This is a genomic window from Allomuricauda sp. XS_ASV26 (genome assembly GCF_041224615.1).
Classification (GTDB): Bacteria; Bacteroidota; Bacteroidia; order Flavobacteriales; family Flavobacteriaceae; genus Flagellimonas; species Flagellimonas alginolytica.
In genome coordinates this window covers 21,926-47,319 of record NZ_JBGFGK010000026.1, presented here as the reverse complement: position 1 = coordinate 47,319, position 25,394 = coordinate 21,926, and the positions used below count along the sequence as shown (strand labels likewise).

The 25,394-nt window shown below is 41.4% G+C and carries 26 protein-coding genes; 14 read left to right on the top strand and 12 right to left on the bottom strand.

The features are described 5' to 3' along the window. Nucleotides 1-58: 58 nt before the first annotated feature. The 5 genes from AB9K32_RS00660 (at nucleotide 59) to AB9K32_RS00640 (ending at nucleotide 5,052) form a co-directional block, all read left to right on the top strand. The gene (locus AB9K32_RS00660) at nucleotides 59-268 is read left to right on the top strand and encodes a membrane or secreted protein (protein ID WP_224837634.1); all 210 of its coding nucleotides are present in this window, start codon (nucleotides 59-61) and stop codon (nucleotides 266-268) included. A gap of 34 nt (nucleotides 269-302) precedes the next feature. Beyond that, the gene (locus AB9K32_RS00655; protein ID WP_224837633.1) at nucleotides 303-863 is read left to right on the top strand and encodes an RNA polymerase sigma factor; all 561 of its coding nucleotides are present in this window, start codon (nucleotides 303-305) and stop codon (nucleotides 861-863) included. Between the two features lie 62 nt (nucleotides 864-925). Further along, nucleotides 926-1,801, top strand: coding sequence for a lipoyl synthase (gene lipA, locus AB9K32_RS00650; protein WP_369884073.1), 876 nt, complete (start codon nucleotides 926-928; stop codon nucleotides 1,799-1,801). 18 nt (nucleotides 1,802-1,819) lie between these two features. After that, on the top strand, nucleotides 1,820-2,830 hold the full coding sequence (gene gap, locus AB9K32_RS00645) for a type I glyceraldehyde-3-phosphate dehydrogenase (RefSeq protein ID WP_369884072.1): 1,011 nt from the start codon (nucleotides 1,820-1,822) through the stop codon (nucleotides 2,828-2,830). Beyond that, a complete protein-coding gene (locus tag AB9K32_RS00640; RefSeq protein ID WP_224837630.1) occupies nucleotides 2,827-5,052 on the top strand; it encodes an ATP-binding protein in 2,226 nt (741 codons plus the stop codon). The genes gap and AB9K32_RS00640 overlap by 4 nt, the downstream gene beginning before the upstream one ends. On the opposite strand, the gene lpxK is transcribed toward AB9K32_RS00640, so the two are convergent. Beyond that, nucleotides 5,049-6,047 carry a tetraacyldisaccharide 4'-kinase gene (gene lpxK / locus AB9K32_RS00635; protein WP_369884071.1) on the bottom strand — a complete coding sequence of 333 codons (999 nt, stop codon included), beginning with the start codon at nucleotides 6,045-6,047 and terminating at the stop codon, nucleotides 5,049-5,051. The two genes, AB9K32_RS00640 and lpxK, sit on opposite strands and share 4 nt — an antisense overlap. A gap of 48 nt (nucleotides 6,048-6,095) precedes the next feature. On the opposite strand from lpxK, the gene AB9K32_RS00630 reads away from it, so the two are divergent. Together AB9K32_RS00630 and AB9K32_RS00625 are read left to right on the top strand one after the other, a co-directional pair. Next, nucleotides 6,096-7,190 (top strand): Nif3-like dinuclear metal center hexameric protein, encoded by a 1,095-nt coding sequence (locus AB9K32_RS00630; RefSeq protein ID WP_369884070.1) that lies wholly within the window; start codon nucleotides 6,096-6,098, stop codon nucleotides 7,188-7,190. A gap of 5 nt (nucleotides 7,191-7,195) precedes the next feature. Next, nucleotides 7,196-7,975, top strand: a complete 780-nt coding sequence (locus AB9K32_RS00625; RefSeq protein ID WP_224837627.1) for a zinc ribbon domain-containing protein — start codon at nucleotides 7,196-7,198, stop codon at nucleotides 7,973-7,975. A 237-nt stretch (nucleotides 7,976-8,212) separates the two neighbouring features. On the opposite strand, the gene AB9K32_RS00620 is transcribed toward AB9K32_RS00625, so the two are convergent. Beyond that, on the bottom strand, nucleotides 8,213-9,553 hold the full coding sequence (locus AB9K32_RS00620) for an FAD-dependent oxidoreductase (protein WP_369884152.1): 1,341 nt from the start codon (nucleotides 9,551-9,553) through the stop codon (nucleotides 8,213-8,215). Nucleotides 9,554-9,685: 132 nt separating this feature from the next. Here AB9K32_RS00620 and AB9K32_RS00615 point away from each other — a divergent pair, with 132 nt between their 5' ends. Genes AB9K32_RS00615 through AB9K32_RS00605 form a run of 3 tightly spaced genes read left to right on the top strand, consistent with a single transcriptional unit; the run spans nucleotide 9,686 to nucleotide 12,668 of the window. After that, nucleotides 9,686-9,844, top strand: a complete 159-nt coding sequence (locus AB9K32_RS00615; RefSeq protein ID WP_369884069.1) for a DUF2256 domain-containing protein — start codon at nucleotides 9,686-9,688, stop codon at nucleotides 9,842-9,844. Continuing rightward, nucleotides 9,834-11,132 carry a DASH family cryptochrome gene (locus tag AB9K32_RS00610; protein WP_224837624.1) on the top strand — a complete coding sequence of 433 codons (1,299 nt, stop codon included), beginning with the start codon at nucleotides 9,834-9,836 and terminating at the stop codon, nucleotides 11,130-11,132. Before AB9K32_RS00615 ends, AB9K32_RS00610 begins: the two co-directional genes overlap by 11 nt. Before the next feature lie 3 nt (nucleotides 11,133-11,135). Further along, nucleotides 11,136-12,668, top strand: a complete 1,533-nt coding sequence (locus AB9K32_RS00605) for a cryptochrome/photolyase family protein (protein WP_369884068.1) — start codon at nucleotides 11,136-11,138, stop codon at nucleotides 12,666-12,668. Nucleotides 12,669-12,802: 134 nt separating this feature from the next. Here the strand turns inward: AB9K32_RS00605 and AB9K32_RS00600 are convergent, their stop codons facing one another. The 4 genes from AB9K32_RS00600 to AB9K32_RS00585 form a co-directional block, all read right to left on the bottom strand. Beyond that, nucleotides 12,803-13,351, bottom strand: a complete 549-nt coding sequence (locus AB9K32_RS00600; RefSeq protein ID WP_224837622.1) for a ClpP family protease — start codon at nucleotides 13,349-13,351, stop codon at nucleotides 12,803-12,805. 77 nt (nucleotides 13,352-13,428) lie between these two features. Continuing rightward, nucleotides 13,429-14,256 carry a mechanosensitive ion channel domain-containing protein gene (locus tag AB9K32_RS00595; protein ID WP_224837621.1) on the bottom strand — a complete coding sequence of 276 codons (828 nt, stop codon included), beginning with the start codon at nucleotides 14,254-14,256 and terminating at the stop codon, nucleotides 13,429-13,431. A 28-nt stretch (nucleotides 14,257-14,284) separates the two neighbouring features. Further along, on the bottom strand, nucleotides 14,285-14,476 hold the full coding sequence (locus AB9K32_RS00590) for a hypothetical protein (protein WP_338196228.1): 192 nt from the start codon (nucleotides 14,474-14,476) through the stop codon (nucleotides 14,285-14,287). Beyond that, the gene (locus tag AB9K32_RS00585) at nucleotides 14,477-15,049 is read right to left on the bottom strand and encodes an RNA polymerase sigma factor (protein WP_369884067.1); all 573 of its coding nucleotides are present in this window, start codon (nucleotides 15,047-15,049) and stop codon (nucleotides 14,477-14,479) included. A 139-nt stretch (nucleotides 15,050-15,188) separates the two neighbouring features. Between AB9K32_RS00585 and AB9K32_RS00580 the strand changes: the two genes are divergently transcribed. The 3 genes from AB9K32_RS00580 (at nucleotide 15,189) to AB9K32_RS00570 (ending at nucleotide 18,416) form a co-directional block, all read left to right on the top strand. Beyond that, nucleotides 15,189-15,878 (top strand): hypothetical protein, encoded by a 690-nt coding sequence (locus tag AB9K32_RS00580; RefSeq protein WP_224837618.1) that lies wholly within the window; start codon nucleotides 15,189-15,191, stop codon nucleotides 15,876-15,878. Between the two features lie 307 nt (nucleotides 15,879-16,185). After that, nucleotides 16,186-17,997, top strand: coding sequence for a PAS domain S-box protein (locus AB9K32_RS00575; RefSeq protein ID WP_369884066.1), 1,812 nt, complete (start codon nucleotides 16,186-16,188; stop codon nucleotides 17,995-17,997). Nucleotides 17,998-17,999: 2 nt separating this feature from the next. After that, nucleotides 18,000-18,416: a response regulator gene (locus tag AB9K32_RS00570; protein WP_224837616.1), complete on the top strand. Its 417-nt coding sequence runs from the start codon at nucleotides 18,000-18,002 to the stop codon at nucleotides 18,414-18,416. Nucleotides 18,417-18,452: 36 nt separating this feature from the next. Here AB9K32_RS00570 and AB9K32_RS00565 read toward each other — a convergent pair whose 3' ends face one another. The 3 genes from AB9K32_RS00565 to AB9K32_RS00555 are packed head-to-tail and all read right to left on the bottom strand — an operon-like array spanning nucleotide 18,453 to nucleotide 21,429. Then, a complete protein-coding gene (locus AB9K32_RS00565; protein WP_369884065.1) occupies nucleotides 18,453-19,604 on the bottom strand; it encodes an MFS transporter in 1,152 nt (383 codons plus the stop codon). A gap of 34 nt (nucleotides 19,605-19,638) precedes the next feature. Then, nucleotides 19,639-20,907: a kynureninase gene (gene kynU, locus AB9K32_RS00560; protein WP_369884064.1), complete on the bottom strand. Its 1,269-nt coding sequence runs from the start codon at nucleotides 20,905-20,907 to the stop codon at nucleotides 19,639-19,641. 57 nt (nucleotides 20,908-20,964) lie between these two features. Further along, a complete protein-coding gene (locus tag AB9K32_RS00555) occupies nucleotides 20,965-21,429 on the bottom strand; it encodes an N-acetyltransferase family protein (protein WP_369884063.1) in 465 nt (154 codons plus the stop codon). Between the two features lie 65 nt (nucleotides 21,430-21,494). Between AB9K32_RS00555 and AB9K32_RS00550 the strand changes: the two genes are divergently transcribed. After that, nucleotides 21,495-22,136: an O-methyltransferase gene (locus AB9K32_RS00550; protein ID WP_224837612.1), complete on the top strand. Its 642-nt coding sequence runs from the start codon at nucleotides 21,495-21,497 to the stop codon at nucleotides 22,134-22,136. Here AB9K32_RS00550 and AB9K32_RS00545 read toward each other — a convergent pair. The 3 genes from AB9K32_RS00545 to AB9K32_RS00535 all read right to left on the bottom strand — a co-directional run bounded on the left by AB9K32_RS00545 (nucleotide 22,102) and on the right by AB9K32_RS00535 (nucleotide 25,351). Beyond that, nucleotides 22,102-22,674, bottom strand: coding sequence for a phosphatase PAP2 family protein (locus AB9K32_RS00545; RefSeq protein WP_252080323.1), 573 nt, complete (start codon nucleotides 22,672-22,674; stop codon nucleotides 22,102-22,104). The genes AB9K32_RS00550 and AB9K32_RS00545 overlap by 35 nt on opposite strands. A 5-nt stretch (nucleotides 22,675-22,679) precedes the next feature. Next, the gene (locus tag AB9K32_RS00540; protein WP_224837610.1) at nucleotides 22,680-22,952 is read right to left on the bottom strand and encodes a twin-arginine translocase TatA/TatE family subunit; all 273 of its coding nucleotides are present in this window, start codon (nucleotides 22,950-22,952) and stop codon (nucleotides 22,680-22,682) included. Between the two features lie 80 nt (nucleotides 22,953-23,032). Beyond that, a complete protein-coding gene (locus AB9K32_RS00535) occupies nucleotides 23,033-25,351 on the bottom strand; it encodes a M1 family metallopeptidase (protein WP_224837609.1) in 2,319 nt (772 codons plus the stop codon). Nucleotides 25,352-25,394 lie beyond the last annotated feature (43 nt).

Below are 25,394 nucleotides of genomic sequence, written 5' to 3'. Positions count from 1 at the left end.
AAACCTTAAACTTACCGACCTATAAAAGGTATTTTGTACCTTTGTAAAAAGTTGGAACATGAAGTTAGCATTAGTTACCATTGGATTGTTAGCCATAGGATTTGCAGGAATCGCGATCAAGATTTGGGCAAAAAAGAACGGTGAATTTGCCGGTACTTGCGCAAGTCAGAACCCTTTTTTGAACAAAGACGGACAGGCCTGCGGGTTTTGCGGAAAACTTCCCGAAGAACAAGATTGTAAAAAAGACACGGTCACCGATACCCCTTAACGCCTCGAACCAACAATAAGGCAATTCATTTTTTTTGGAAAAACCCGACGAATCCATCAAGGAAATCATACAAAAGGCAAAACAAGGCAACCAAATTGCCTTTAGTACCCTTTTGGATACTTTTTGGAACGATGTTTATGGTTTTCAGATGCTCCGCACCAAAAATGAGAACGATGCGGAGGACATTACCATACGAACATTTTCGCGGGCTTTTGACAGAATCGACACTTACGACGAGTCCTATGAGTTTAAAACTTGGCTCATTACCATTTCCAAAAATCTTCATGTAGATCTTCTGCGTAAACGAAAAAGAAGTCTAATGAACGAAATGGAATCACGGGGAGACGAAGTTAAAAAAGTGTTGGACGAAACCCCTACCGCCGAAGACCGACTGATCACAGAACAAAACCTGGCCCACCTTCTTCAGCATATCAAAAAACTTAAGCCCCATTACCAAAAAGTAATCAATTTGAGGTACTTTCAGGAGTTGAGCTATGCCGATATTGCCAAAGAATTGGACGAACCGGTAAACAATGTGAAGGTAAAGTTGCTCCGGGCAAAAAAACTTTTGGCGGAAATCATCAAAAAAAAGTGACCCCAATCAAGGACTAAAGTTTACTTGCCAGTTTCGTATCTTTGTAAATCTAAAATTGTTGTATGAGCACTAGTGTTGCAGAAAACGTTCATCCGCCCAAGGGAAAGCCAAAATGGCTAAGAGTTAAACTCCCTACTGGAAAAAAATACACCCAGCTCAGAGGCTTGGTGGACAAGTACGACCTCCACACCATTTGTACCTCTGGTAGCTGCCCGAACATGGGAGAATGCTGGGGAGAGGGCACTGCCACTTTTATGATCTTAGGAAATATTTGCACGCGCTCCTGTGGTTTTTGCGGCGTTAAAACCGGAAGACCGGAATCCGTGGACTGGGCAGAGCCGGAAAAAGTGGCACGCTCCATTAAAATAATGAATATCAAACATGCGGTCCTAACATCGGTAGATAGGGACGACCTTAAGGATATGGGCTCCATAATCTGGGCAGAAACGGTAAAAGCCGTTAGACGAATGAACCCAGAAACAACCATGGAAACCTTAATTCCAGATTTTCAAGGTATTGCTACTCATTTGAACAGAATCCTTAATGTTGCCCCAGAGGTAATATCGCACAACATGGAAACCGTAAAACGATTAACCCGCGAAGTTAGAATTCAGGCCAAATACGAACGTAGCCTCGAAGTACTTGATTACTTAAAAAAGAACGGGGCCAACCGAACCAAATCAGGAATAATGTTAGGGCTTGGTGAAGAGGAACACGAAGTCATCACAACCATGGAAGACCTAAGGAAAGTCGATGTGGACGTAGTTACTATTGGCCAATATCTACAACCTTCCAAAAAACACCTTCCCGTAAAACAGTTTATCTTACCGGAACAGTTCAAAAAATATGAGGAAATAGGGTTAAAAATGGGCTTTAGACATGTAGAGAGCGGAGCGTTGGTCCGGTCATCCTACAAAGCCCATAAACACATTCAATAGCATCGTGCACTCTAAATCATGAAAAATATAACGGTTGGCATCAATGGTTTTGGCCGTATCGGCAGAACACTGTTCAGACTCTTGCTAAAACATCCGAACATCCAAGTAGTGGCGATCAACGATTTGGCCAATACCAAAACCCTCGCCCATTTGCTCAAGTACGACAGTATCCATGGCCCAATAAACGCCAACGTGGGCCAAAAGGGAAATCATATTGTGGTGAACGAAAGGGAAATACCGGTGCTAAACCACAAACACCCCAAGGAAATTGATTGGAAATCCTATGGGGTCGATGTTGTTGTCGAATCCACGGGTAAGTTCAAAGCACGCGAAGATCTGGAGTTCCATGTAAAAAATGGCGCTAAAAAAGTAATACTATCGGTCCCGCCCGTAGATGAAACCATTAAAATGGTGGTTTTGGGGGTAAACGAGGAAATCATCCAAGCGGATGACACCATTATCTCCAATGCCTCGTGCACAACCAACAATGCTGCTCCAATGATCAAGGTAATCAACGAATTGTGCGGAATTGAACAAGCCTACATAACAACGGTACACTCCTATACCTCCGATCAAAGTTTACACGATAGCCCACATCGAGACCTAAGAAGGTCCCGTGCCGCAGGCCAGTCCATAATCCCAACAACCACAGGGGCCGCCAAAGCCTTAACAAGTATTTTTCCGGAATTGTCCAATGTTATTGGGGGATGTGGAATTCGGGTTCCGGTACCCAATGGTTCTTTGACCGACATCACTTTCAATGTAAAAAACGAAACCAGCATTGAAAAAATAAACACTACCTTTAAGGAAAAGGCCGAAACCGATCTTAAGGGCATCCTCAATTATACCGAAGACCCTATCGTTTCTATCGATATAAACAATAGTTGTTATTCTTGTACGTTTGATTCTTTGATGACCTCAGTGATCGGTAAAATGGTAAAAATCATTGGATGGTACGATAACGAAACTGGGTATTGCTCCAGAATTATCGATTTAATAGCTTTGCTCATTAAGAAAAACTACGTTTGAATATTGACCTAGGTAACATTAAAGTAGCCAAACAACCGCTATTGCTCTTGTGCATTTTATTATGCACACAACTCTTTTTTGGTCAAAACGAAAGTAATTCCACATCCGACGTAAAGTCTATTTTTGATACATTCATGACCTATCGTCACCAGAATAAAATAGACAAGGCGCTGGAAACATTGGACCAAGCCGCGAATATTGCAGAAAGTAACGAGGACACAAAGCTCTTAGTGGACACCTACCACCAATATGCCCGTTTATTCTTAGAACAAGGAGATGTGGACACTGCTATATTCTATCTGGAAAGAGCAGGGGATTTTTTAAAGGACACCTCCTATTCCTACGGTCAAGCCTTCCATCTATTCTTGGATGGTGCACTTAGATTTGATGAGGGCAACAACTTCCAGGCGCTAAAACAATTGGAAGAATCCAGGAAACTGAGCAACAACAGAAACCTTACCAACAACATTCTATTGCTCGAGGCCTATATCTATTCCAACATAGAAAAGTTTGACGATGCCATAACCAACCTACACGCACTTATTGTTAATTCCGATGATAAGGAAAGAACGTTCTTGGCAACAAAAGCAAATCTTGAACTGGCCAAAATAAGTGTTATCCTCAACGACCTGGAAGAAGCCACAATCCATGCAAAGGCAGCACTGGAATTGGCCGAAAAACATGGTTACGCACAAGAAATAAAAAATGCATACGAGCAATTGTCCCTTATCTACGAATCCAACGGAAACTATAACGAGTCGTTGATGTATGCCAAAGGTCTGGCCCAAATAAAGGACTCCATATTTAATATGGAAAAAGCAAAATTGGATGCTTCCACTGCGGACAAAATCCGTTTCGATCATCAAATGAACGAACTCAATAAGCTGCAGGCCAAGAACGAAGAGTTGAGCGAATCAAAAAACCGTTCCGAAATCACGGCAATTTTAACCTCCGCATTTTTAACCATCATCTCGCTTTTGGCAGTTTCGCTTTTCCGGAACAATCAGATCAAATTAAAAACCAACGACCTTCTTTACACCAAAAACAAAGAATTGGAGCTGGCCAGGGACGCAGCGGTCTCGGCCATGGAAGCAAAAACCAACTTTTTGTCCACGGTGACCCATGAGCTAAGAACCCCTTTATATGCGGTAACCGGGCTCACCCATCTTTTACTTGAAGAAAATCCTTCGGAACATCAAAAAGAACATTTAAAATCCTTAAAATTTTCTGGGGAATACTTGCTCAATTTTATTAACGATATCCTTCAGATCAATAAAATTGACGCAGACAAACTTGAGCCGCTGAGCATAGAATTTAAACTCGACAAAGTACTGAGCGACGTTATGGAATCGCTCCAACAAAATGCCCATGAACAGCGTACCGAGCTTGTTTTGGATTATGACCCGACCATTCCCAAAAAACTATTGGGCGACCCCATAAAACTTTCCCAAATTTTTATGAACCTTGTGGGCAACGCCCTCAAATTCACCAAAAATGGCAAAGTAGAAGTAATTGCTAAACTCCTTAAAAAAGAAGAAGACCAAGCAAAACTCTATTTTGAGGTGAGGGACAATGGAATCGGCATTTCGGAAGACCAACAACAGAATATTTTTGATAGCTTCGAGCAAGGATCTATCCAAATTAACAGGGAATACGGGGGAACCGGTCTCGGACTAACCATTGTTAAAAGCTTATTGGGCCTTTTTGGCAGTACCATACAGTTGGAAAGTGAACTGGGCCAAGGAAGTTCTTTCTTTTTTGAAATGGATGTGGATTTCGAGAGCAAGGTCGGCGAAGAGGTCGCGTTTGAGCTCAACCCAGAGGAATTTCAGTTCAAAGGTTTACACGTATTGGTGGTCGAGGACAATAAGATCAACCAGGTAATCACCAAAAAAATGCTTACCAAAAAAGAGATTACCTGCGATATTGCCAACAATGGAAACGAGGCTATAGATTTGGCCAAAAACAACACCTACGACGCTATTTTGATGGATATTCACATGCCGGGGATTAGCGGCGAGGAAGCAACACGACAAATACGCAAGTTCGACCAACGCATCCCCATAATCGCACTAACGGCAATATCTTTGGACGACAGCCTTGACAGTTTTTACGAAGCAGGCTGTAACGATGTGGTCACAAAACCGTTTAAACCTGAAGTGTTTTACCAAAAAATCGGGGAAAATATCTTTAGAAGAAAGATGGAAGAAGGTTCCGTTTAAAGCAATCCTTCGATCGATTTCTTTAAAACCTCATCATCACCAGCAAAAAAGCTATGGGCAACTTCCAAATAATAAAGGTGCTCTACCCTACCCTCTAATCGAACAAAATCCTTTTCCGTGGTCAAGATCAGTTCAAAATCTTTAAATTGATCAATGTCGTTGTCCAAAAAATGATGATGGTCCCCAAACTCAAAATGCTTGAAACCAACACCTTGGGACTCTAGGTATTTTTCTAGCGGCCTTGGTGATGCAATACCCGTTACCAAAGCAATATTCTTTTCACCCAATTTAGCTAGCGGAAGCTTGTTTTCACCGCCATCGGTTACAAAATCTTGGTATTTTAGCGATGCAAACAGCACTTTTTGATGTTCCATGGGTCGCAACTTGGCCGTAATGATCTTTCTTTCATGCTCCTTTAGCAACTCGGGGCACTTGGTAACAATTATCAAATCAGCTCGTTTTGCTTCTTTTTTGCTATCCCGAAGCCTGCCCGTCGGCAAATACCAATCGTTCACATATAAGTTTTGATAAGTAGTGAGCAAAATAGAAAATGTCGGCTTTACCTTTCGGTGTTGGAAAGCATCGTCCAGCACAATGATTTCCGGATTTACCGAGCTTTCCAACTGCTCAATACCATTGCGCCTATCAGCATCTACCGCAACGGCAACTTCAGGAAATTTTTGATGTATTTGATACGGTTCGTCACCCAATTCCAAAACCGTTGCCCCTGTACCGGCCATATAAAACCCCTCGGACTTACGCTTATAACCACGACTTAAAACGGCAGCTTCCCGCCCCTGCAACAAACGCAGCAAATATTCTGTCATCGGAGTTTTGCCGGTGCCGCCTACGCTTAAGTTTCCAACACAAATAGTCGGGGTAGAATAGGATTTTGAAGAAAAAATACCCGTATCGAACAAGAGGTTTCGAACACAAACCACCAGACCGTAGACCAAGGAAACCGGAAACGCTAAAATGCGGAGTACTTTAAGCATTGAACGAAAATATAATATTTTATCTTTAGCACACTTAACAATTTTAAAATGACCGTTAACGAAATAGCAAAAACGCTAGAGGAATTGGCCCCTTTGGCCCATGCAGAGGATTTTGACAATGTAGGTTTACTGGTGGGCAACCCCAAAATGAAGGTCAAGGGTATTTTGGTCACCTTGGACACTTTGGAGAATGTGGTGGACGAAGCCATTGCCAAAAATTGTAATTTGATCGTAAGCTTTCATCCCATTATATTTAAAGGTTTAAAAAAACTTACCGGAAGCAATTATGTTGAACGAGTGGTGCTCAAGGCCATTGCCAACAACATTGCCATTTACAGCATGCATACGGCACTGGACAATAACATAATGGGGGTCAATGCCAAAATCTGTGAGGTCCTAGGCATTAAAAATCCAAAAATCCTGATTCCAAAAGCCAAGAGTATTAAAAAACTGACCACATACGCTCCCTTGGCAGACGCAGAAAAAATAAAAACATCCCTTTTTGAGGCAGGGGCCGGCGAAATAGGCAAATACAGCAATTGCAGTTATAGCCTGGAAGGTATCGGGAGTTTTAAAGCAGAGAGCGGGGCCGACCCATCTGTAGGAAAAGTTGGGGAAGTCCATTTTGAAAAAGAGACGCAAATCAATGTGGTCTATTCCTTTGAAAAAGAAAGTGCTATTTTAAAAGCGCTCTTTTCATCCCATCCATACGAGGAAGTGGCCTATGAGATTATCACCCTCGAAAACACCAATCAAGATCTTGGAATGGGCATGATCGGCACATTGGAGACAGAACTAACGGAAAAAGCGTTTCTGCTAATGGTCAAGGAGCGGATGAACGCATCGGTCGTCCGCCATTCCGAACTCTTGGGCAAAAAGGTAAACAAAGTCGCTGTTTTGGGCGGTAGTGGTGCATTTGCCATAGAAGCTGCCAGTAAATCCGGTGCAGATATCTATGTAACTGCCGATCTAAAATACCACGATTTTTACCGTGCAGAAAACCAAATGGTGGTCGCCGATATTGGGCACTTTGAAACTGAGCAGTTTACAAAAGATTTATTGGTTGATTATCTTACGAAAAAAATTCCTAATTTTGCAGTCTCTTTATCGGAGAGTATAACGAATCCCATCAAGTATTTATAAAATATATGGCGAACAAGAAAGAAAACACTGTGGAGGAAAAGTTGAGAGCACTATACGATCTACAGCTTATTGATTCCAGAGTGGATGAAATCCGCAACGTTAGAGGCGAATTGCCTTTGGAAGTACAAGACTTGGAAGACGAAGTTCTTGGTCTAAAAACCAGAATGGACAAATTAAAAACGGATGTTGAGACCATCAACTTTGAGATTACTGCCAAAAAGAATCTTATTGAAGAGTCCAAGTCGCTGATCAAAAAATATAGCGAGCAACAAAAGAACGTGAGGAACAGCCGTGAATTTAATTCCCTGAGCAAGGAAGTGGAGTTCCAAGAATTGGAGATTCAATTGGCCGAAAAGAACATTAAAGAGTTCAAAGCGCAAATTGAACAGAAAAAGGAAGTAATTTCCCAGACCAAAGAAAAATTGTCCGAGCGCGAAAGCCATTTAAAACACAAAAAAGGCGAATTGGATGCTATTCTTGCAGAAACCGAAAAAGAGGAAAAAGCGCTTTTGAAAAAATCTGAAGAGTACGAAGAGCAGATTGAAGAGCGTTTGGTGAAGGCCTACAAAAGAATCCGTCACAATGTAAAAAACGGTTTGGCCGTGGTTCCTGTAGAGCGAGGTGCTTCAGGTGGTTCCTTTTTCACGATTCCTCCACAGGTTCAGGTAGAGATAGCTTCGCGCAAAAAAATTATTACAGACGAGCACAGTGGTAGGATTTTGGTAGATCCGCTATTGGCCGAAGAAGAACAAGAAAGAATGGAAAAGCTTTTCGCAAAGCTTTAATCCTAAAACTTGAACTAAAATATAGAAGCCACCTTAAAAGGTGGTTTTTTTTATGTAGTTAATCAAAATAAAAAAGCGATGAGCAAATCCCGACCCAGTAGATGGTTGAGTATTGCTTCTACCCTTTTCAGAAACCAAATTGGTTTTTCGGAAGAGTTCAAGGTATTCGCGAAATTAATATCCGACTAAACAATAGGCTTCTTGATTTCGGGGAAAAAGACCATTGACCTGACTTGCCTACAACAACTCCAGAATCATTTCTTCAACTTCCTTGGAATCCCACTTTTCTTCAATATTCGGTATTTGCATCACTTGTTTCATAATGGCTTCCTGCATATCCCCAATAGCAAGAGCTTCGGCGTAGGGCCTGTCCGAAAATGTGACCCGACTGTAAACAGGAATCCATTTCTCCGGATGTAGGGCCGCAAAATGCTTTTCAATTTTTTTCTGTAGCAAAAACTTAGGGTCTGCCGTTTTACGGCTCATCTCCACAAAATTTCGATAGCTCAACTCGGCAATGGCATCTGCATTGGGCTTACGTTCCTTTTGGTACTCGGAAAAAATAGTGTCCCAATCGTCCCCATATTTCTCCATAAGTTTGTTAAGGATAAATATATCCTCAAAACCGGCATTCATGCCCTGACCATAAAAAGGCACAATGGCGTGTGCCGAATCACCGACCAGAGCAACTTTGTTCCAATAGGTCCAAGGATAACATTTCATGGTCACCATGGCGCTGGTTGGGTTTTGAAAAAAATCTTTGGTCAAATTCTCGATTTCCTTGCGCACGTTGGGAAAATACTCCTTAAAAAATGCCTTCGCCGCATCCACAGTGGTTAAACTTTCAAAAGACACCTTCCCTTCAAACGGTAAAAACAGGGTACAGGTAAAACTACCATCAATATTGGGCATGGCAATGAGCATAAACTCACCTCGCGGCCATATATGAAAAGAGTTTTTATCCAGCTTATGGGTTCCATCCTCGTTGGCTGGTATGGTAAGTTCCTTATACCCTACATCGATAAAATCTTGTGAATAATCAAACCTACTCCTACGTTGCATTTTGTGGCGCACTCTGGAAAACGCACCATCGCAACCAAAAATGATATCGAACTGATATTCCGTCCACTTTCCTTTTTCGGTTTCCCCCGTATAAATTTTAGCTTCGGGCAGGTTAACGTCCCACACTTTTTCGTCGAACCTGAACACCGTTCCTGCTTCTTCGGCCAAATCGATCATCCGTTTGTTCAAAATACCGCGAGAAATGGACCAGATGGCCTCCCCTTCCTTCCCATATTTTTGAAAATATACGGGCTTATCGTTAACGTGCATGGCCCTTTTATCCAACGGAATGGCTATATCCTTGATCTTTTCACCAATACCTACTGCATTGAGGGAGCGCCAACCCCTATTGCTCATGGCCAAATTAATGGACCTGCCAGAAAACTTGATTGTCCTAATATCCGGCCTTCTATCAAAAACTGTGACCTTGTGTCCAATTTTTCGGAGATAAATCGCTAACAAAGAGCCCACCAATCCGGAACCGATGATGGCTATATTTTTTGGAGTCTGTACCATAAATGCCCACTGGGCCAAATTCTAATTAAATAGTAAAAATAAGCATTTTGGCCTTGAACAGTTCCAAATAATGGTTTCCCTTCCATTTTCAATTATTTTTGTTTAATAATTTTGTATTTTTATTAAACATTATTGATTGGGTTGGCACATCTTAAAACATATTTACCTCTAAAACATTGCCCGGTTTGCCAAAGACCTTTTGCTTGGCGAAAAAAATGGGCGAAAGATTGGGAAAACGTAATTTATTGCAGCGCACACTGCAGAAAAAACAAGAACAAACATGACAACTAGCCTAATTTGGTTTGGAAATAATTTACGGGTACACGACAACGAAGCTTTGCATCTGGCCGCCAAGGCCAATAGGTTAATAGCCCTGTATTGTTTTGACCCTAGGCAATTCGAAACGGATAAATTTGGATTCAAGAAAACGGAACGCTTCAGGGCAAAATTTCTATTGGAAACGGTTCAACAGCTTCATGAAAATTTAAAAGCACTCAATATCACTCTTTATGTTTACCAAGAAAAGCCAGAGGATGTTATACCTGATTTGGTGAGGCAATTTATTATAGATGCCGTTTTTGTACAGAACGAATGGACCTCTGAAGAGAAACAAACCGTACAAAATGTTCAAAATCTATTACCCAAAGGGACTGTTTTGCATAAGACCTTCGACCAATTCCTATTTCATCCCGATGACATTCCCTTTGCCTCCCCTGCACAAATCCCTTCAATATTCACACTTTTTCGAAAAAAATGCGAAAAATATTCCTCGGTGAGACAATGTTTTACTTTGCCCAAAGTATTTCCCATAGAAAATCAAGTAGACCCCAACACTAAAGTCCCAACATTGGAAAGTCTTGGGTTCTTAGATTTTAAAACAGATTACAGGTCCGCCTTTCCGTACAAAGGTGGCGAGGAAAATGCCCGAATGCGCATACAACATTACTTTTGGGACACCAAAAAACTGGCCTACTATAAAAAAACGAGAAACGGACTTACCGGCACCGATTACAGCTCCAAACTCTCACCCTGGTTGGCCAATGGAAGTATTTCCGCTCGAACCATCTATTGGGAAATAAGACGATTTGAAAAGGAAATAAAAAAGAATCAGGATACGTATTGGTTGGTTTTTGAGCTGATTTGGCGTGATTACTTCAAATACATTTCGTTAAAACACGGAAATGATATTTTTAAATTGGAAGGCATTCTTCACAAAAAATATGACTGGCACACAATACAAGATGTCAAAATGGCATGGATCAACGGGGAAACCAATGATGATTTTGTAAACGCCAATATGATCGAACTAAAACAAACCGGATGGATGAGCAACCGTGGCAGACAGAACGTGGCCAGTTTTTGGTCCAAACACCTACAACAAGATTGGCGAATAGGGGCCGCCTATTTTGAATCGATGCTCATAGACTACGACGTACACAGCAATTGGGGCAACTGGATGTACAACAGTGGTGTGGGCAACGACCCGCGAAACAGAACTTTTAACACAAAACGGCAGGCGGATATGTACGATCCCAATAAAAAATTCCGATCGCTTTGGCTACAACCCACTCTTTTTTAACCGATGAAAACACTTCGACTAATCCTTGGTGACCAATTGAACCTATCACACAGCTGGTTCGATAAAGTGACCGACGACCATACATACCTAATGGCCGAAATGCGCCAAGAAACCGATTATGTAAAGCACCATATTCAAAAAGTGGTCGGCTTTTTTCGTTCCATGAGGAATTTTTCAAACACTTTAAAAGAGGAGGGGCACCATGTCATCTATTATAGGATAGGTGATGAGAAAAATCCTCAAAACTTGCCCGAGCTCATCAAAAAAGCCATTTCGGAACACCAAATTGAAAAGTTCGAATACCAATTGCCCGATGAATACCGATTGGACCAGCAGCTCAAGGAAATCGTAAAATCCATTACCATTAGTTCGGAGGTTTTTGACACCGAACATTTTTACACCAAAAGAAATGATCTGGAAAATCACTTTAAAGGAAAAAAACAATTGTTGATGGAGAGTTTCTACCGCATGATGCGAAGGAAACATAACATTTTGATGATCAATGATCAGCCCGAAGGCGGTAAATGGAACTTTGACCAAAGTAACCGCAAAAAATGGGACGGATCTCCAAAAATTCCCAAGGAACTATCTTTTGATACCGACGCTACCGAACTGTTGGAAGAAATTAAAAAAGCGGATATAAAAACCTTCGGCAACATTGACGCCAAAAATTTTCCCTGGCCAACATCGCACGAGGAATGTAAAAAGTTATTGACGTTTTTCTGTTCCAATCTGTTGAAATATTTTGGTGATTATCAAGATGCATTGCATACTCAGGAAAAATACCTGTTCCATTCGCGCCTTTCCTTTGGCATGAACAGCAAAATGCTGTCACCCCAAGAAGTAATCCATACCGTATTGGACCATTACCATGCGCATAAAGATGACATCCATATCTCGCAAGTGGAAGGTTTTATCCGTCAGATATTAGGTTGGCGGGAATACATGCGGGGGGTATATTGGAAGGAAATGCCGGGATATGCCAAAGTGAACAAATTGGAGAACCGCAACCCGCTCCCGGATTTCTTTTGGACGGGCAAAACCAAAATGAACTGTTTGCACAAGGCCATTACCCAAAGTTTAGACGATGCGTATGCCCATCATATTCAACGGCTCATGATCATTGGAAACTACGCCCTTCTCACTCAAATTGACCCCGATAAAGTGGATGCTTGGTACCTTGGCGTATATATAGATGCGATCGAGTGGGTTGAAATTACCAATACCCGGGGCATGAGCCAATATGCCGATGGTGGCATTGTGGCGACCAAGCCTTATGTAAGCAGTGCCAATTATATTAATAAAATGGGCAACTATTGTAAGGAATGTAGTTATAGCCATACTAAAAAGTCGGGAGAAAAATCCTGTCCCTTCAATTCGCTTTACTGGAATTTTTTAGAAGATAAAAAAGCGTTTTTTAAGGACAATCAACGCATGAACATGATGTTGAGCTTATTGAAAAAGAAGAATAAGGAAGAACTCAAGGATTTGCAGGATAGGGCCAGGAAAATTATTGCAAATCCGGAGCTATTCTGATTTTAACAAGTCTTTATGATCTATTGGCATTCTTGTTGCCGTATATATTTAAAATATTCCGCTTCGGCGCCTATATATAAAAAGTCCTTCACAATACGTTGCGAAGGACTTTTCACTTTATAGAAATCTTGGGTTTATTTCAATATATCATCTACGATGCCATACGCCACAGATTCTTCTGCGCCCATCCAATAATCACGATCAAAATCCTTCATTACCTTGTCAAAAGACTGCCCACAGTTTTCCGCCAATATTTTGGCACCCAACTCCTTGGTCTTTATAATCTCTCTGGCCTGAATCTCGATATTCGATGCCTGCCCTCTTGCACCACCGCTAGGCTGATGGATCATTACGCGGGCATGGGGCTGAATAAATCTTCTGCCCTTTTCGCCTACGGATAATAGAATGGAGCCCATAGAGGCCGCCAATCCGGAACAAACGGTAGATACAGGGCTTTTGATCTGTTTAATGGTATCGTAAATGGCAAACCCGGAAGTTACGTAGCCTCCGGGGCTATTGATAATCAATTGAATCTCATCATTGTTCAACATATCCAAATACAGTAGCCTATCGATTACATGCTTGGCAGAATCATCATCTACTTGCCCCCACAAAAACACTTTGCGGTCATCTAATAACTTTTCTTGGATCAATTCCTGAACTTTTCCTTTTTTTGAACTCATTTTTTTACGTGTTGTAAGACTTCAAAAATAATCAAATTCCAAGGAAGTTACCGCACTTGTTTTATCCAATGGACGGATTAAGATTTTATCTGTACTTTTTGTGATACCACATCTTTGATGGGAATCACAAATTCTCCGGCTCGGGTCTCTAAAATAAGGCTATTGTTTTCGATGGCCTTGATGGTTCCTTCGTCGTCCCCGATCACAATTCTGTCTCCAACGGCATAGGTCTTTCTTGTATAGAAGGACCTCATGATATCTGCAATAATTTCTCGTGTTCCCAAACCTACGCCCAATGCAAATGCCAACAGAAACGCCCCCAATATCATGGTTATATTGTTGGTTATGATGGTGGTATCGACCCCTGCTTGGTTCAACGCCGTGATGGACATAAAAATGACGATAATGTAAAACAGCAGGTTACTTACCAAGTTGGAACCTCCCAACTCAAAGGATTCGAATAGTTTTTTTACCGTTTTTTTTACCAAACTGCCTATATAGAACCCTACCATTAAAAGGGCCAATGCACTAAAAAACCTGGGCAGATAATTGAGGAGGTTGCCGATTTCCTGGGATATGATCTGAAAATTTAAAATATCGGCGGTCAATATTAGGAAGACCAGGATCAGAAACCATTTGGCAAAACCCAGTACAATTTTGGAAAGATCAATCTTAAAATCGCTCTTACCAGTTATCTCCATGTCGTTTATTTTCTCGTTGAGTGCATCAATTTTGGTAATCTTGAGTACCTTTTTTAATAGAAATATCACAATTTTAATAGTCAACCATCCAATAATCAAAATTATGATCGCCCCAAATATTTTGGGAAAAGCAGTCGCTATTTCTCTTCCTATCGTAGAAAGAGACTCCGATGCTATTGCCTTCCAATTGTTTATTGTTTCCATATTTATAATTTTTATTGTGTCTGTTTATTTATCGATTATCTCCCAAGGTTCTAAATAGTTTGCGCAAAGCATTTCCCAAGTTTATTGAAAACAATGAGGCCAAGTCCATGATCAATTTTGCCGCAGCAATATCGTTCATTACTTTTTTCTTCATTTCCGGAGGGGTCTCCTTTAAAGTTGCCTCCAGTTCTTTGAATGGATTTTTATGCTGCTTTGCCATCTATTCCAAAGTTTTATATATTTCCAACAATCTTTCCTTTGCCCGTTTTAACCGCATTTTTACTGCACTTTCCCCAATCTCCATTAAATCTACAAGTTCTTTTATGCTCGCCCCGTCCTGGTATTTCAGCAACAAAATGGACTTATCTTCCACTGCAATGAGTTCCATGGCTTTCTTGAGCTTGTCCGTTTTCATTTCGAACAAACTCTCATCGGAAACTTCTTGGGTCAGCTTATATTCGGAGTTTTCGACCTGTACGGAATTATACTGTATTTTTCGTTGCTTATTACGGTTAACATAGTTCACACAAAAGTTATAGGTAAAGGAATAGAGCCAAGTAGAAAACTTCGATTTTCCTTTAAACGTTCGAAGTTTGATAAAAAGCTGGAGGAACACATCTTGCGTTAAATCCTCCGCCTCGTCCTCAGATTTTGCAAAACCGTAACATTTATTGTACACCATTTGCGCATAGCGGTCGTACAACTTACCGAAAAGCATGGTATCGTTGTCCGCTACGATCTGTTTCACTAATTTCTCATCGGAATAACGAGAATAAGGGTCTTTTGAATCCAAAAAAGCTTTATCGTGGTTATTTATAAGAATTAGAAACAGCTTTTTTAAAAAAGTCACTCTGGAAACAGTTTTTTGGTTGATGTTCGGACAATGGTCAAAAATAAGAGATTTTCCTAGTATATTTGGCTAAAAACCAGATATGAAGACCAATTCCCTCTTAGCTCTATTTGCCTTTTTAATGTTCGCTGCCTGCAAAACCGAACCAAAAAAGACCGAGGCCGCCGAAAAAGAGACCGAAGTTGAAAAAACCGTGCCCGAACGCATTGCAGAGGCCCATGGTTTTGAACAATGGGCCATGGTAAAAGGCATCACCTTTACCTTTAATGTTGATAGGGATTCCATGCATTTTGAGCGCAGTTGGGATTGGAAACCCAAGAGCAATGTGGTATCCGCCATTTCTGGACCGGACACGCTTACCTACAACCGTAATGCCATGGATAGTATCGCCATAAAAACCAATAGTGGTTTTATTAACGATCGGTACTGGTTGTTGGCCCCCTTTAATTTAATGTGGGATTCCAATAATTATACCTACGAGCACACCACAGATGCCGTTGCTCCCATTAGCGAAGAGCCTATGCAAAAACTTACCATTGTATACGCGAACGAAGGTGGTTACACCCCTGGTGATGCATATGATTTTTATTTTAAGGACGATTACATTTTACGTGAATGGGCCTATCGAAAATCCAACCAGGAAGAACCTAACTTGGTTTCCACATGGGAGGATTATGTGGAGATGGAGGGGCTTAGATTGGCCAAACAGCACAATCGTCCAGAAGGTGGCACAAGTTTATATTTTACGGGCATTTCTGTTAAAAAAGACTAATGCTTAGTTTATAAACACATGGCAGCAACTCGAATTATTTAGATGGCAACTGTTTACCAAATACCCGTTGTCTATTCTTTAAAGTTTTTATAAAATTACTCGAACCCCAAATTTCAGCCTAGGTGCAGAACGGGTCAGCACGTGAATTTTTCTCAGCCAACTGAACGGTTAAATAAAATATTTGTTTAAAATAACCTCCTTACATTAAGAATGTTACACACATTCGGTAAAATTTACGTGTATGAATTTAAGTGATTCATTGTAGTATTAAGCTTGTTTTGATAAATTTAAGTGCTAAAACACTACAATGACCCCCGTTAAATCCGTATTTCAGTACGCTTCAATTCCCTTTACCATAATAAACCAAGAACAGTCCATTATAGATTATTCCACACAGTGGTTAAACTCGTTCAATTTGGATTCGGACATTATGGGCAAGAATTTTTTCGAAGCCATGCCCCAATTGCCCGAAGAACTAAAGATCGATATCAACTATTGTTTGGAAGGCATTAAAACCCGTTCCGATTCCAAAAGGATCGTACAAAAAAACGGGGACTCCATTTGGTACGATTGGAAAGTTAGCTTGCTGAGCGATCAGGATGGAAACGATGGCCCAAAAATCTTGGTTATCCTAGAAAACATAACACATAAACGGCTTGAAGAGGAGCTTTTGATCAAGTCGCAACAAGTGGCAAGAATTGGAGGATGGGAGGTTGATCTGGTAAAAAACACCTTGTATTGGTCCAAGATTACCAAAGAAATCCATGAGGTACCCGAAGATTATCTTCCAGATTTGGCCAAAGGAATCTCCTTTTACAAAGAGGGGTACAGCAGGGATACCATATCCAAATTGGTAAAGGAGGGAATAGAGCAAGGCAAAAAATGGGATGTTGAACTACAGATTGTCACCTCCAAAGGAAATGTTGTGTGGGTACGTGCCATTGGCGAACCGGAAATGCTCAACGATAAATGTGTGCGCATTGTTGGTACTTTTCAGGATATAGACGGAAGAAAAAGGGCTCAACTCCTATTGGAAAACAGTAGAGCATCTTTAAAAGGTACTTTCGATAATTCGTCCATTGGAATGGCTCTGGTGGCCAAAAATGGCAAATTTATAGACGTCAACTCCAGTTTGTGCGAGAGCCTTGGGTATACAAAGGAAAACCTGCTAAACCTCAATTTTCAAGATATAACACATCCAGACGATCTAGAGATAGATCTTAAATTGCTCAACGAACTTGTAAAGGGCAAAAGGAATTCGTACCAAATCGAGAAAAGATATTTTAATAACAATAGACAGCTGGTTTATGTAATTCTCACAGTTACCGCAGAACGTAATATCGATGGTGAAATCTCTCATTTTATTTCTCAAATCGTTGATATCTCCACCAGAATAAAGGCAGAAAAAAAATTGAAGGGGCTACTTGAACTGACCACGAACCAGAACAACAGCCTTATGAACTTTGCCCATATTGTTTCCCACAACCTAAGGTCGCATGCGGCAAACCTAACGATGATAAGTGATTTTGTCACCGATGAATCCTTGGCCGATGATATTCGCAAAGACAGTTTAAAACTATTGACCCAAGCATCTCAAGGGTTGAATGAGACCATTTCCCACCTAAATGAAGTGGTTCAGGTAAAACTGGAAACTGATAAAAAATTAAAATCCATACCCCTCAAACCTCTGGTTGAAAAAGTATTGAACGATATTCGAGCGGTAATAGATGAAAACAATGCGGATATATTCATCGATATTCCCGACAGCATAGAAGTAAAAGGTGTTTTAGCCTACATGGAGAGTATTGTTCTCAACTTGGTCACCAATGCCATTAAATACAAAGACCAAAGCAAAAACACCACCAAAGTGACCATTACGGCAACAGATAACAACGAAACGGCGGTTCTACAAATAGAGGACAATGGCCTAGGAATAGATCTGGACAAATACGGGGAAAAACTCTTTGGCATGTACAAAACATTCCATGGCAACGAAGATGCAAGGGGAATCGGTCCGTTTATAACAAAAAATCAAATAGAATCCATGGGCGGTAAAATTGTGGTGGAAAGCCAACCGACCATTGGAACCATCTTTAAAGTTACCTTATTAAAACAATGAGCATGAATTTATTGGACGTAGCATTTATTGTCGATGATGACCCTATTCACCAATTTGGAATGAAGGTGTTATTGCAGAGAATTAAATTTTCCAATGAAGTACTTATCTACCAAAATGGGCAGGAGGCCATAGATGCTTTAACACAACGAATGGAAAAGGGCTTAAAATTACCCTCCATTATTTTTTTGGACCTCAACATGCCTATAAAAGACGGTTGGGGGTTTTTAGATGATTTTGTTGAGATCCCTCATCAAAACAGAGAAAAAATAGTGATCTATGTGGTGAGTTCTTCCATTAACCCATCCGACCAAGAAAAAGCAAAGAAATATGCTGTGGTGAGCAATTATATCGTTAAACCCATCAGTAAAGATCAATTGACCAATGTTCTCGATGATTTGGGTTTGATCGACAAAGTGTAAAAAATTCCAACAGACTCTATTTGCCAATTCCGATATTTATCGTTTTCGCCTTCGATGAAGAAAGAATGTGATTACCAACACCAATAAAGCGAGACAGAGCAGCAATAAAAAACTATAGTTCAACGATGCACTTTCCGCAATAAACCCAAGAACTACGGGACCCAACAAAAACCCCATGTAGCCTGCCCCTGCAATAAAGGCCACTCCTTGAGAGGAATCTACACCTTTTACATTCCCACCGATTCGGAACAGTTCCGGCACAATAACCGAAAACCCAAGTCCGTTTAAGGCAAAGCCGATAATGGACCACGTGGTGTGCTGTGTTAAAACCAGAACAAAACCTATGGCAGCAATCATGGCGCCTAGGCCAACAATTTTTATGGGACCTATTCTCTTACTGATCCCATCTCCCAAAAATCGACCAAGGGTCATCGTGGTGGAAAATGCCAAAAAACCGGCCCCAAACAATACTTCCGGTGCCATGGTCATTTCCTTAAGATATAGTGCGCTCCAATCCACAATGGCACCTTCAGCCCCAAAACACACAAAACCAATTATTCCCAGAAGCAACAAGGGCTTAAAAAGTTTAAAACTAAAAGGCTCTTTTTCCACCGGGGCAGCTACGATTTTAATATAGTGTTTTCTAAACACTAGATTAACCATAAGCACCAACGCTACGGTAATGGCCATGTGCCAAACTGGGCTTCCGATCACTGGGATCAAAAAACTGCCCAGACCCACTAGAATACCTCCCAAACTAAAAAATCCGTGGGCTGCCGACATTATATTTTGTTTATCCTCCTTTTCAATCTCGGTCACCAAGGTGTTCACGGCAATATCGATAAACCCATTACTGGCCCCAAATAAGTACAAGGCTGCCATCAACAAATAATAATTGGGTGCCATAAGGGGCAACATGGCCATTATGGAAACAAATATGACCCCATACCAAGTAGCTTTGCCAACACCTAGTTTATTAATTATTTTGGAGGCCATTGGAAAAATGGTAAATACCCCGAGTGACAAACAGAATAGGGCAATCCCAAGGTCCGCCTTATTTATATCCAATTTTTCTTTTACGGTCGGAATATATATGGCCCAGGTACCAAACCAGACATTTAAACTGGTGAATACCCATGCAGCTCCAAAGTACCTGGAGTTTGTAAGAATGAGCCATAGGGATTTCATATAGGGGTCAAGTTGAAAAAGTTATCAAGGATGATTATTTGTCCTGTATGCCTTTTTTTAAGATCTGTCCAAATCGGTACATATCTTCGAACGAGCAATATAAAGGTACAGGCGCCAAACGAATCACATTTGGTTCCCTCCAATCGGTTATTACACCGTTCTTCATCAAATAATCAAAAATGGCCCTACCCTCTCCATGTAAAAAAACAGAAAGTTGGCATCCTCTGTCCTTTGGGGTTATAATTTCGAATGTGCTGTCCACTTCCTTATCTATTTCGTGCAACACAAACTCCAGAAAGGCCACTATGGTGCGCTGTTTTTCTATTAGGGCATCCATACCCACTTCCTCAAACATCTCCAACGAAGCCAAATATGGTGCCACCGAAAGTATGGGCGGGTTGCTCAATTGCCAGGCGTCGGCACTCTGAATGGGGTCGAATTCGGGCTGCATTAAAAAGCGTGTCTCTTTTTTGGTTCCCCACCACCCTTCAAAACGAGGAATATCCTTTTTGCCCAAGTGTTTTTCATGTACAAAAATTCCAGATGCGTTGCCCGGTCCACTGTTCATGTATTTATAGCTGCACCATGCCGCGAAATCAGCTTCCCAATCGTGTAGGTGCAGTTTAATATTGCCCACGGCATGTGCCAAATCCCATCCAACAAAGGCACCAACATCCTTACCCGCCTTGGTAATGGCCTCCATATCCAAGACTTGGCCATTGTAATAATTTACTCCTCCCATTAGTACCAAGGCCAACTCATCCCCTACCTCGTTGATCTTTTGGATTATATCCTCGGTACGCCAAGCATGTTCGCCTTCCCGTTTTTTTACCTCTACAATGGCCCCTTTTGGGTCCAAACCATGAAAACGTACTTGACTTTGCAGCATATACTGATCGGACGGAAAAGCCTTTTCCTCACAAATGATCTTAAAACGTGATGTGGTAGGCCGATAAAAGGATACCATCAACAAATGAAGGTTTACCGTCAACGTATTCATTACAGAAACCTCTTGGGGCCTTGCTCCCACAACGTTGCCCAGGCCATTGGCCAGTCGTTCATGGTAATCCCACCAAGGTTTATCGGCATAAAAATGTCCTTCTACGGCCAACTCCTTCCAGTCTTTCATTACCTCGTCCACAAACGTTTGGGTGCGTTTGGGTTGCAGCCCAAGGGAATTCCCTGTAAAATAGATTACATCCTTTCCGTTTACCTGGGGATAGTGGAATTCATTTCTGTAGTGGGCCAATGTATCGGAAGCATCAAGCTGTTTGGCAAATTCGAGCGTGTTTTGGAACGTCATGCTGTAATGGTTTGCATCAAAAATACGATTTGTGGAGGTAATGTACACTAATGGAATTTACGCCAAGCGCATTTCTATAATGTGCTTTTTAAAACCCACTTTTTCATACGCTTTTATGGCCGAAAGGTTGTCGTTGTATACTGTTAACCTGATTTCCTTAAAACCTGCACTCTCCGACCATTTTTTAAGTTCGTCCACGATCATTGCATTGACCCCCTTACCTCGATACTGTTGATCGGTGTACATAAAACCGAGGTAGGCATAATATTCGTGGTCCAGATAGTGCCTCGCCTTTTTCGGAATGGCATACCCCGATGCCACCACCTTCTTCTCTATTTCGGCCACCACAATGCATGCTTGCGGATCTTGGATCATCGCCTCGATATCGTAGTAACTTACCGCACCTTTCCTTATGGTAACATCAAAAGGGCGTTCCGCATTGATTATTTCTTGTTCAAATTTTAGCAACAACGGGAGGTCGTGCATTGTAGCCGGTCTAATATTTACCTTATGTAACGGCATAGTCTGTTTTATTTAAAGAGCTGTTCCAATGTAGTTCTTTTCCATATTTTTGCGAAAAATTTATCATGCATTTCCTATCACCGGTCTTGGAGAATTATATTGCCAACAATACCGAAGACGAACCTATCCTGTTGCAAGAACTTACCCGCGAAACACACCTAAAGGTGATACAGCCCAGAATGATCACAGGACATTTTCAAGGCAGAGTGTTGAGCATGCTTTCTAAAATCATCAATCCAAAATACATTCTTGAGATAGGCACATATACCGGATATTCCGCATTGTGTTTGGCCGAAGGGCTTCAAAGAGAAGGAGAACTGCATACCATTGAGGTAAACGAGGAACTCCACCGCATGCAGAGCAAGTACTTTGATAAAAGTGGATATGGCCCCCAAATAAAGCAGCATACGGGAGATGCCCTGGATATTGTTCCCAACTTGGAACAAACTTTTGATTTAGTTTTTATTGATGCCCAAAAGGTGAACTACGATAGTTATTTTGAAGCTGTACTCCCGAAAACAAAGCCGGGCAGTATTATCCTATCAGACAATGTTCTATGGTCGGGCAAAGTGGTAGAACCCTTAGAAAAATCGGACAAGGCCACTGCGGCTCTTTTACAATACAACCAAAAACTCAAGGAAGACCCAAGGGTAGAAACTGTTTTATTGCCGATCAGGGATGGACTGACTTTGAGCCGGGTGCGATAAATCGTTGATAAATCCAAAAGAAGAGTGTTCCGCTCAACACGCCTACTATGGTACCCACCAAAATATCAAAAGGATAGTGCACCCCAACATAAATACGGCTCATCGTAAAAAGTATGGGCCAAACAAAAAAGAACATCGCCCATTTCATTTTTTTTCTCAAGAACAAAAATACCAAGGTCGTTATCGCAAACGAGCTGGATGCATGGCCCGAAAAGAAACTAAAATCTGTCGGTGTTTTTAATATTCGGATCAGGGAATTGATTTCTTCTGTATTGTTCGGCCTTAATCTCGCTACAGATATTTTGGTAAAATGTGTAACAAGGGCAATAAACAGTGCCAATCCCAACACGGTCAAAAATTTATGTAGTGCCTCTTTTTTTGGAAAATTGAGGTAAAACAATATCACAAATAGAATAAATAGGGGTATCCAGGTGGTAAATTGGGTAGCCGTGGACCAAAACAAGTCGTACTTTTCTATGCCCAGACCATTGAGATAAACAAAAGTGTCCCTATCCCATTTGAGCAGTTTTTCCAGCATGGGACTTACTTATTTATGTCGCGTTTAATAGAACCGGAAACTTCCTCCACATTTTTCTTTACATCATCGATCTCCTTTCGGATATTCTTGGTAAAGTCCGTATCCACATCGGCACTTTTTTGGATTTCACGCTTAATATCATCCGTGGCATCCTTAAGTTGGCGCATTCCTTTGCCGAGCCCCCTGGCTATTCCAGGTATTTTATCCGCACCAAACACCATCACCACTATAAATAGGATGAAAAATATCTCGGCTCCACTAATGAATAGAAATTGCATGGCACAAATATAATCAGAACTTCATTTCAAAATAAAAAAAGCCCTGTGAAATCACAGGGCTTTTTGGTATGGCTTAAATCTTATTTGTCTCCTTTGATATTTTCCTTGAATTTATCAAAATCGGACTTTTCATCTTTCTTGGGCCAAGAGTTGTTTGTGGTATCGATATCTGCAGTTTCCAATTTTGGATCTACTACAATTCCTACCAATTCCTTTTCTGTTGCCATTACTCTTTTCACCTCTGCGTCGTTCTTTCTCCAAATTTCAGGAGGATAAGTAACGCTTTCAGTGGTGCCGTCGGCGTACGTGTACTCAACGATCAACGGCATAGGGATTCCCCCTGGTTTATCAAAAGTGATTTCGTAGAAGAACTTAGGTTCTTTTACCTGAGCTCTTTCGGCTGCCGTCATGTTATCCATCATAAACTCCTTAAGGTTCTGAGAAGTCTCTGTTGGTGATTTTCCTTTAAGTTCTGGTGCAAAGTCCTCGCTATCCTCTTCTGCCAAATAAACCAATGGAGGAAGATCGGCTTCGGTAAGGTTTCTGTCCGCCATATACTTTTCCATTTCTTTGGTCGGTTTGTTGGTAACGTAGTATTTTTTTACTCCTTTCACCCCTATATCCACATAATCGGTAGTGTAGAACCAAGATCTCCAGAACCAATCCAAATCCACAGCGGAAGCATCTTCCATGGTACGGAAGAAATCCTCTGGGGTCGGGTGCTTGAACATCCAACGCTGTGCGTAGGTTTTAAAGGCGTGATCGAACAATTCCTTGCCCATTACGGTTTCCCTTAAAATATTTAGTGCAGTAGCTGGCTTTGCATAAGCGTTAGGACCAAGCTGATATACATTCTCTGGATTGGACATGATCGGCGATATAAAACTTTGATCGCCGGCCATATAAGGCACTATTTTGGCCGCCTCTCCTCTTCTTGATGGATATTTTTCGTTGGGGGCAATGGCTTCTGGGAAAGTTTGTCCAAATTCCTGTTCTGCCAAGTATTGCATAAAGGTATCCAAACCTTCGTCCATCCATCCCCACTGACGCTCATCGGAATTAACGATCATTGGAAAGAAGTTGTGGCCCACCTCGTGGATGATCACACTGATCATTCCGTATTTGGTTCTATCGGAATAGGTTCCATCTTCGTTAGGACGACCATAGTTCCAGCAGATCATGGGGTACTCCATACCTTGGTTTTTCGCGTGTACGGAAATAGCCTTGTGGTACGGGTAATCAAAAGTGTGCTTGGAATAGGTCTGCAGGGTTTGAACCACTGCTTTTGTGGAGTATTCTTCCCAAAGTGGATTTCCTTCTTTTGGGTAAAGTGATACTGCCATTACATCTTTGTTCCCGATTTTTACGGCTTGCATGTCCCAAATAAACTTTCTGGAAGTTGCAAAACCGTAATCCCTAACGTTGGTCGCCTTGAACTTCCAAGTCTTGGTATCGTTGGAAAAGCCTTTTTCTGCAGCTTCTGCTTCTTCTTGGGTTACAATGATTACAGGCTTATCGTAAGATTTTTTGGCCTGCTTGTAACGCTTCATCATTTCTTTGGAGAAAACCTCTTCGCGGTTTTGAAGCTCACCTGTCGCATCCAGAATATGGTCTGCGGGAACAGTAATACTTACATCATAGTTTCCGAATGGCAGAGCAAACTCTCCGCTGCCCCAGAACTGATGGTTTTGCCAGCCTTCCACATCGCTGTACACAGCCATACGAGGAAAGAACTGTGCAATTACGTATGCACGGTTTCCATCTTTTTCGAAATACTCATAACCTGAACGTGCCCTATTTACGGTATGATCGGGAATATTGTACCACCATTTGATGGAGAACGAAATCTTTTCACCACTCTTTAGCGCTTGCGGAATGTTAATGCGCATCATGGTTTGGTTAATGGTATAGGACAATGGCTTGCCATTGGCATCCTTTACCGATTCAATGTTAAAACCACCGTCAAAAGGCTCACTTATGTAAGTTTGGGCAAAATTACCTGCTGTATAGGCAATGTTTACACCATTTCCATTGCGCAAGGGCGACTTGGAATCCTTGGCACGTACGTTTTGATCTAACTGTACCCAAAGAAACTCCAAATCATCTGGTGAGTTGTTGTGGTACGTGATAGTTTCCTCGCCATTGATCTTGGCGTTTTTATCGTCCAGGTAGATATCCATTACATAATCTGCCTGTTGTTGGTAATAATCGGGACCCGGGGCACCTGAAGCCGAGCGGTAAGTGTTTGGAGAGGAAAATTCCTCGTACAATTGTTTAAACCTACTTTGGTTGTAGTGACCTGGTTCCCTTTCTTCTTTAACGTTCCCTTCTTCCTGGGCCATGACCACGGCCCCGAACAGGAACAATACGGAAGCAAAGCAATACTTAATTTTGTTCATCTTCTAATTTGATTTTATAACAGCGAAAAATAACATATTTTAA

Coding starts and splice junctions, on each gene's coding strand:
- AB9K32_RS00660 (WP_224837634.1), top strand. CDS start 59: ATGAAGTTAGCATTAGTTACCATTGGATTGTTAGCCATAGGATTTGCA.
- lipA (WP_369884073.1), top strand. CDS start 926: ATGAGCACTAGTGTTGCAGAAAACGTTCATCCGCCCAAGGGAAAGCCA.
- gap (WP_369884072.1), top strand. CDS start 1,820: ATGAAAAATATAACGGTTGGCATCAATGGTTTTGGCCGTATCGGCAGA.
- lpxK (WP_369884071.1), bottom strand. CDS start 6,047: ATGCTTAAAGTACTCCGCATTTTAGCGTTTCCGGTTTCCTTGGTCTAC.
- AB9K32_RS00630 (WP_369884070.1), top strand. CDS start 6,096: ATGACCGTTAACGAAATAGCAAAAACGCTAGAGGAATTGGCCCCTTTG.
- AB9K32_RS00625 (WP_224837627.1), top strand. CDS start 7,196: ATGGCGAACAAGAAAGAAAACACTGTGGAGGAAAAGTTGAGAGCACTA.
- AB9K32_RS00620 (WP_369884152.1), bottom strand. CDS start 9,553: ATGGTACAGACTCCAAAAAATATAGCCATCATCGGTTCCGGATTGGTG.
- AB9K32_RS00610 (WP_224837624.1), top strand. CDS start 9,834: ATGACAACTAGCCTAATTTGGTTTGGAAATAATTTACGGGTACACGAC.
- AB9K32_RS00605 (WP_369884068.1), top strand. CDS start 11,136: ATGAAAACACTTCGACTAATCCTTGGTGACCAATTGAACCTATCACAC.
- AB9K32_RS00600 (WP_224837622.1), bottom strand. CDS start 13,351: ATGAGTTCAAAAAAAGGAAAAGTTCAGGAATTGATCCAAGAAAAGTTA.
- AB9K32_RS00595 (WP_224837621.1), bottom strand. CDS start 14,256: ATGGAAACAATAAACAATTGGAAGGCAATAGCATCGGAGTCTCTTTCT.
- AB9K32_RS00590 (WP_338196228.1), bottom strand. CDS start 14,476: ATGGCAAAGCAGCATAAAAATCCATTCAAAGAACTGGAGGCAACTTTA.
- AB9K32_RS00580 (WP_224837618.1), top strand. CDS start 15,189: ATGAAGACCAATTCCCTCTTAGCTCTATTTGCCTTTTTAATGTTCGCT.
- AB9K32_RS00575 (WP_369884066.1), top strand. CDS start 16,186: ATGACCCCCGTTAAATCCGTATTTCAGTACGCTTCAATTCCCTTTACC.
- AB9K32_RS00570 (WP_224837616.1), top strand. CDS start 18,000: ATGAATTTATTGGACGTAGCATTTATTGTCGATGATGACCCTATTCAC.
- AB9K32_RS00565 (WP_369884065.1), bottom strand. CDS start 19,604: ATGAAATCCCTATGGCTCATTCTTACAAACTCCAGGTACTTTGGAGCT.
- kynU (WP_369884064.1), bottom strand. CDS start 20,907: ATGACGTTCCAAAACACGCTCGAATTTGCCAAACAGCTTGATGCTTCC.
- AB9K32_RS00555 (WP_369884063.1), bottom strand. CDS start 21,429: ATGCCGTTACATAAGGTAAATATTAGACCGGCTACAATGCACGACCTC.
- AB9K32_RS00550 (WP_224837612.1), top strand. CDS start 21,495: ATGCATTTCCTATCACCGGTCTTGGAGAATTATATTGCCAACAATACC.
- AB9K32_RS00545 (WP_252080323.1), bottom strand. CDS start 22,674: ATGCTGGAAAAACTGCTCAAATGGGATAGGGACACTTTTGTTTATCTC.
- AB9K32_RS00540 (WP_224837610.1), bottom strand. CDS start 22,952: ATGCAATTTCTATTCATTAGTGGAGCCGAGATATTTTTCATCCTATTT.
- AB9K32_RS00535 (WP_224837609.1), bottom strand. CDS start 25,351: ATGAACAAAATTAAGTATTGCTTTGCTTCCGTATTGTTCCTGTTCGGG.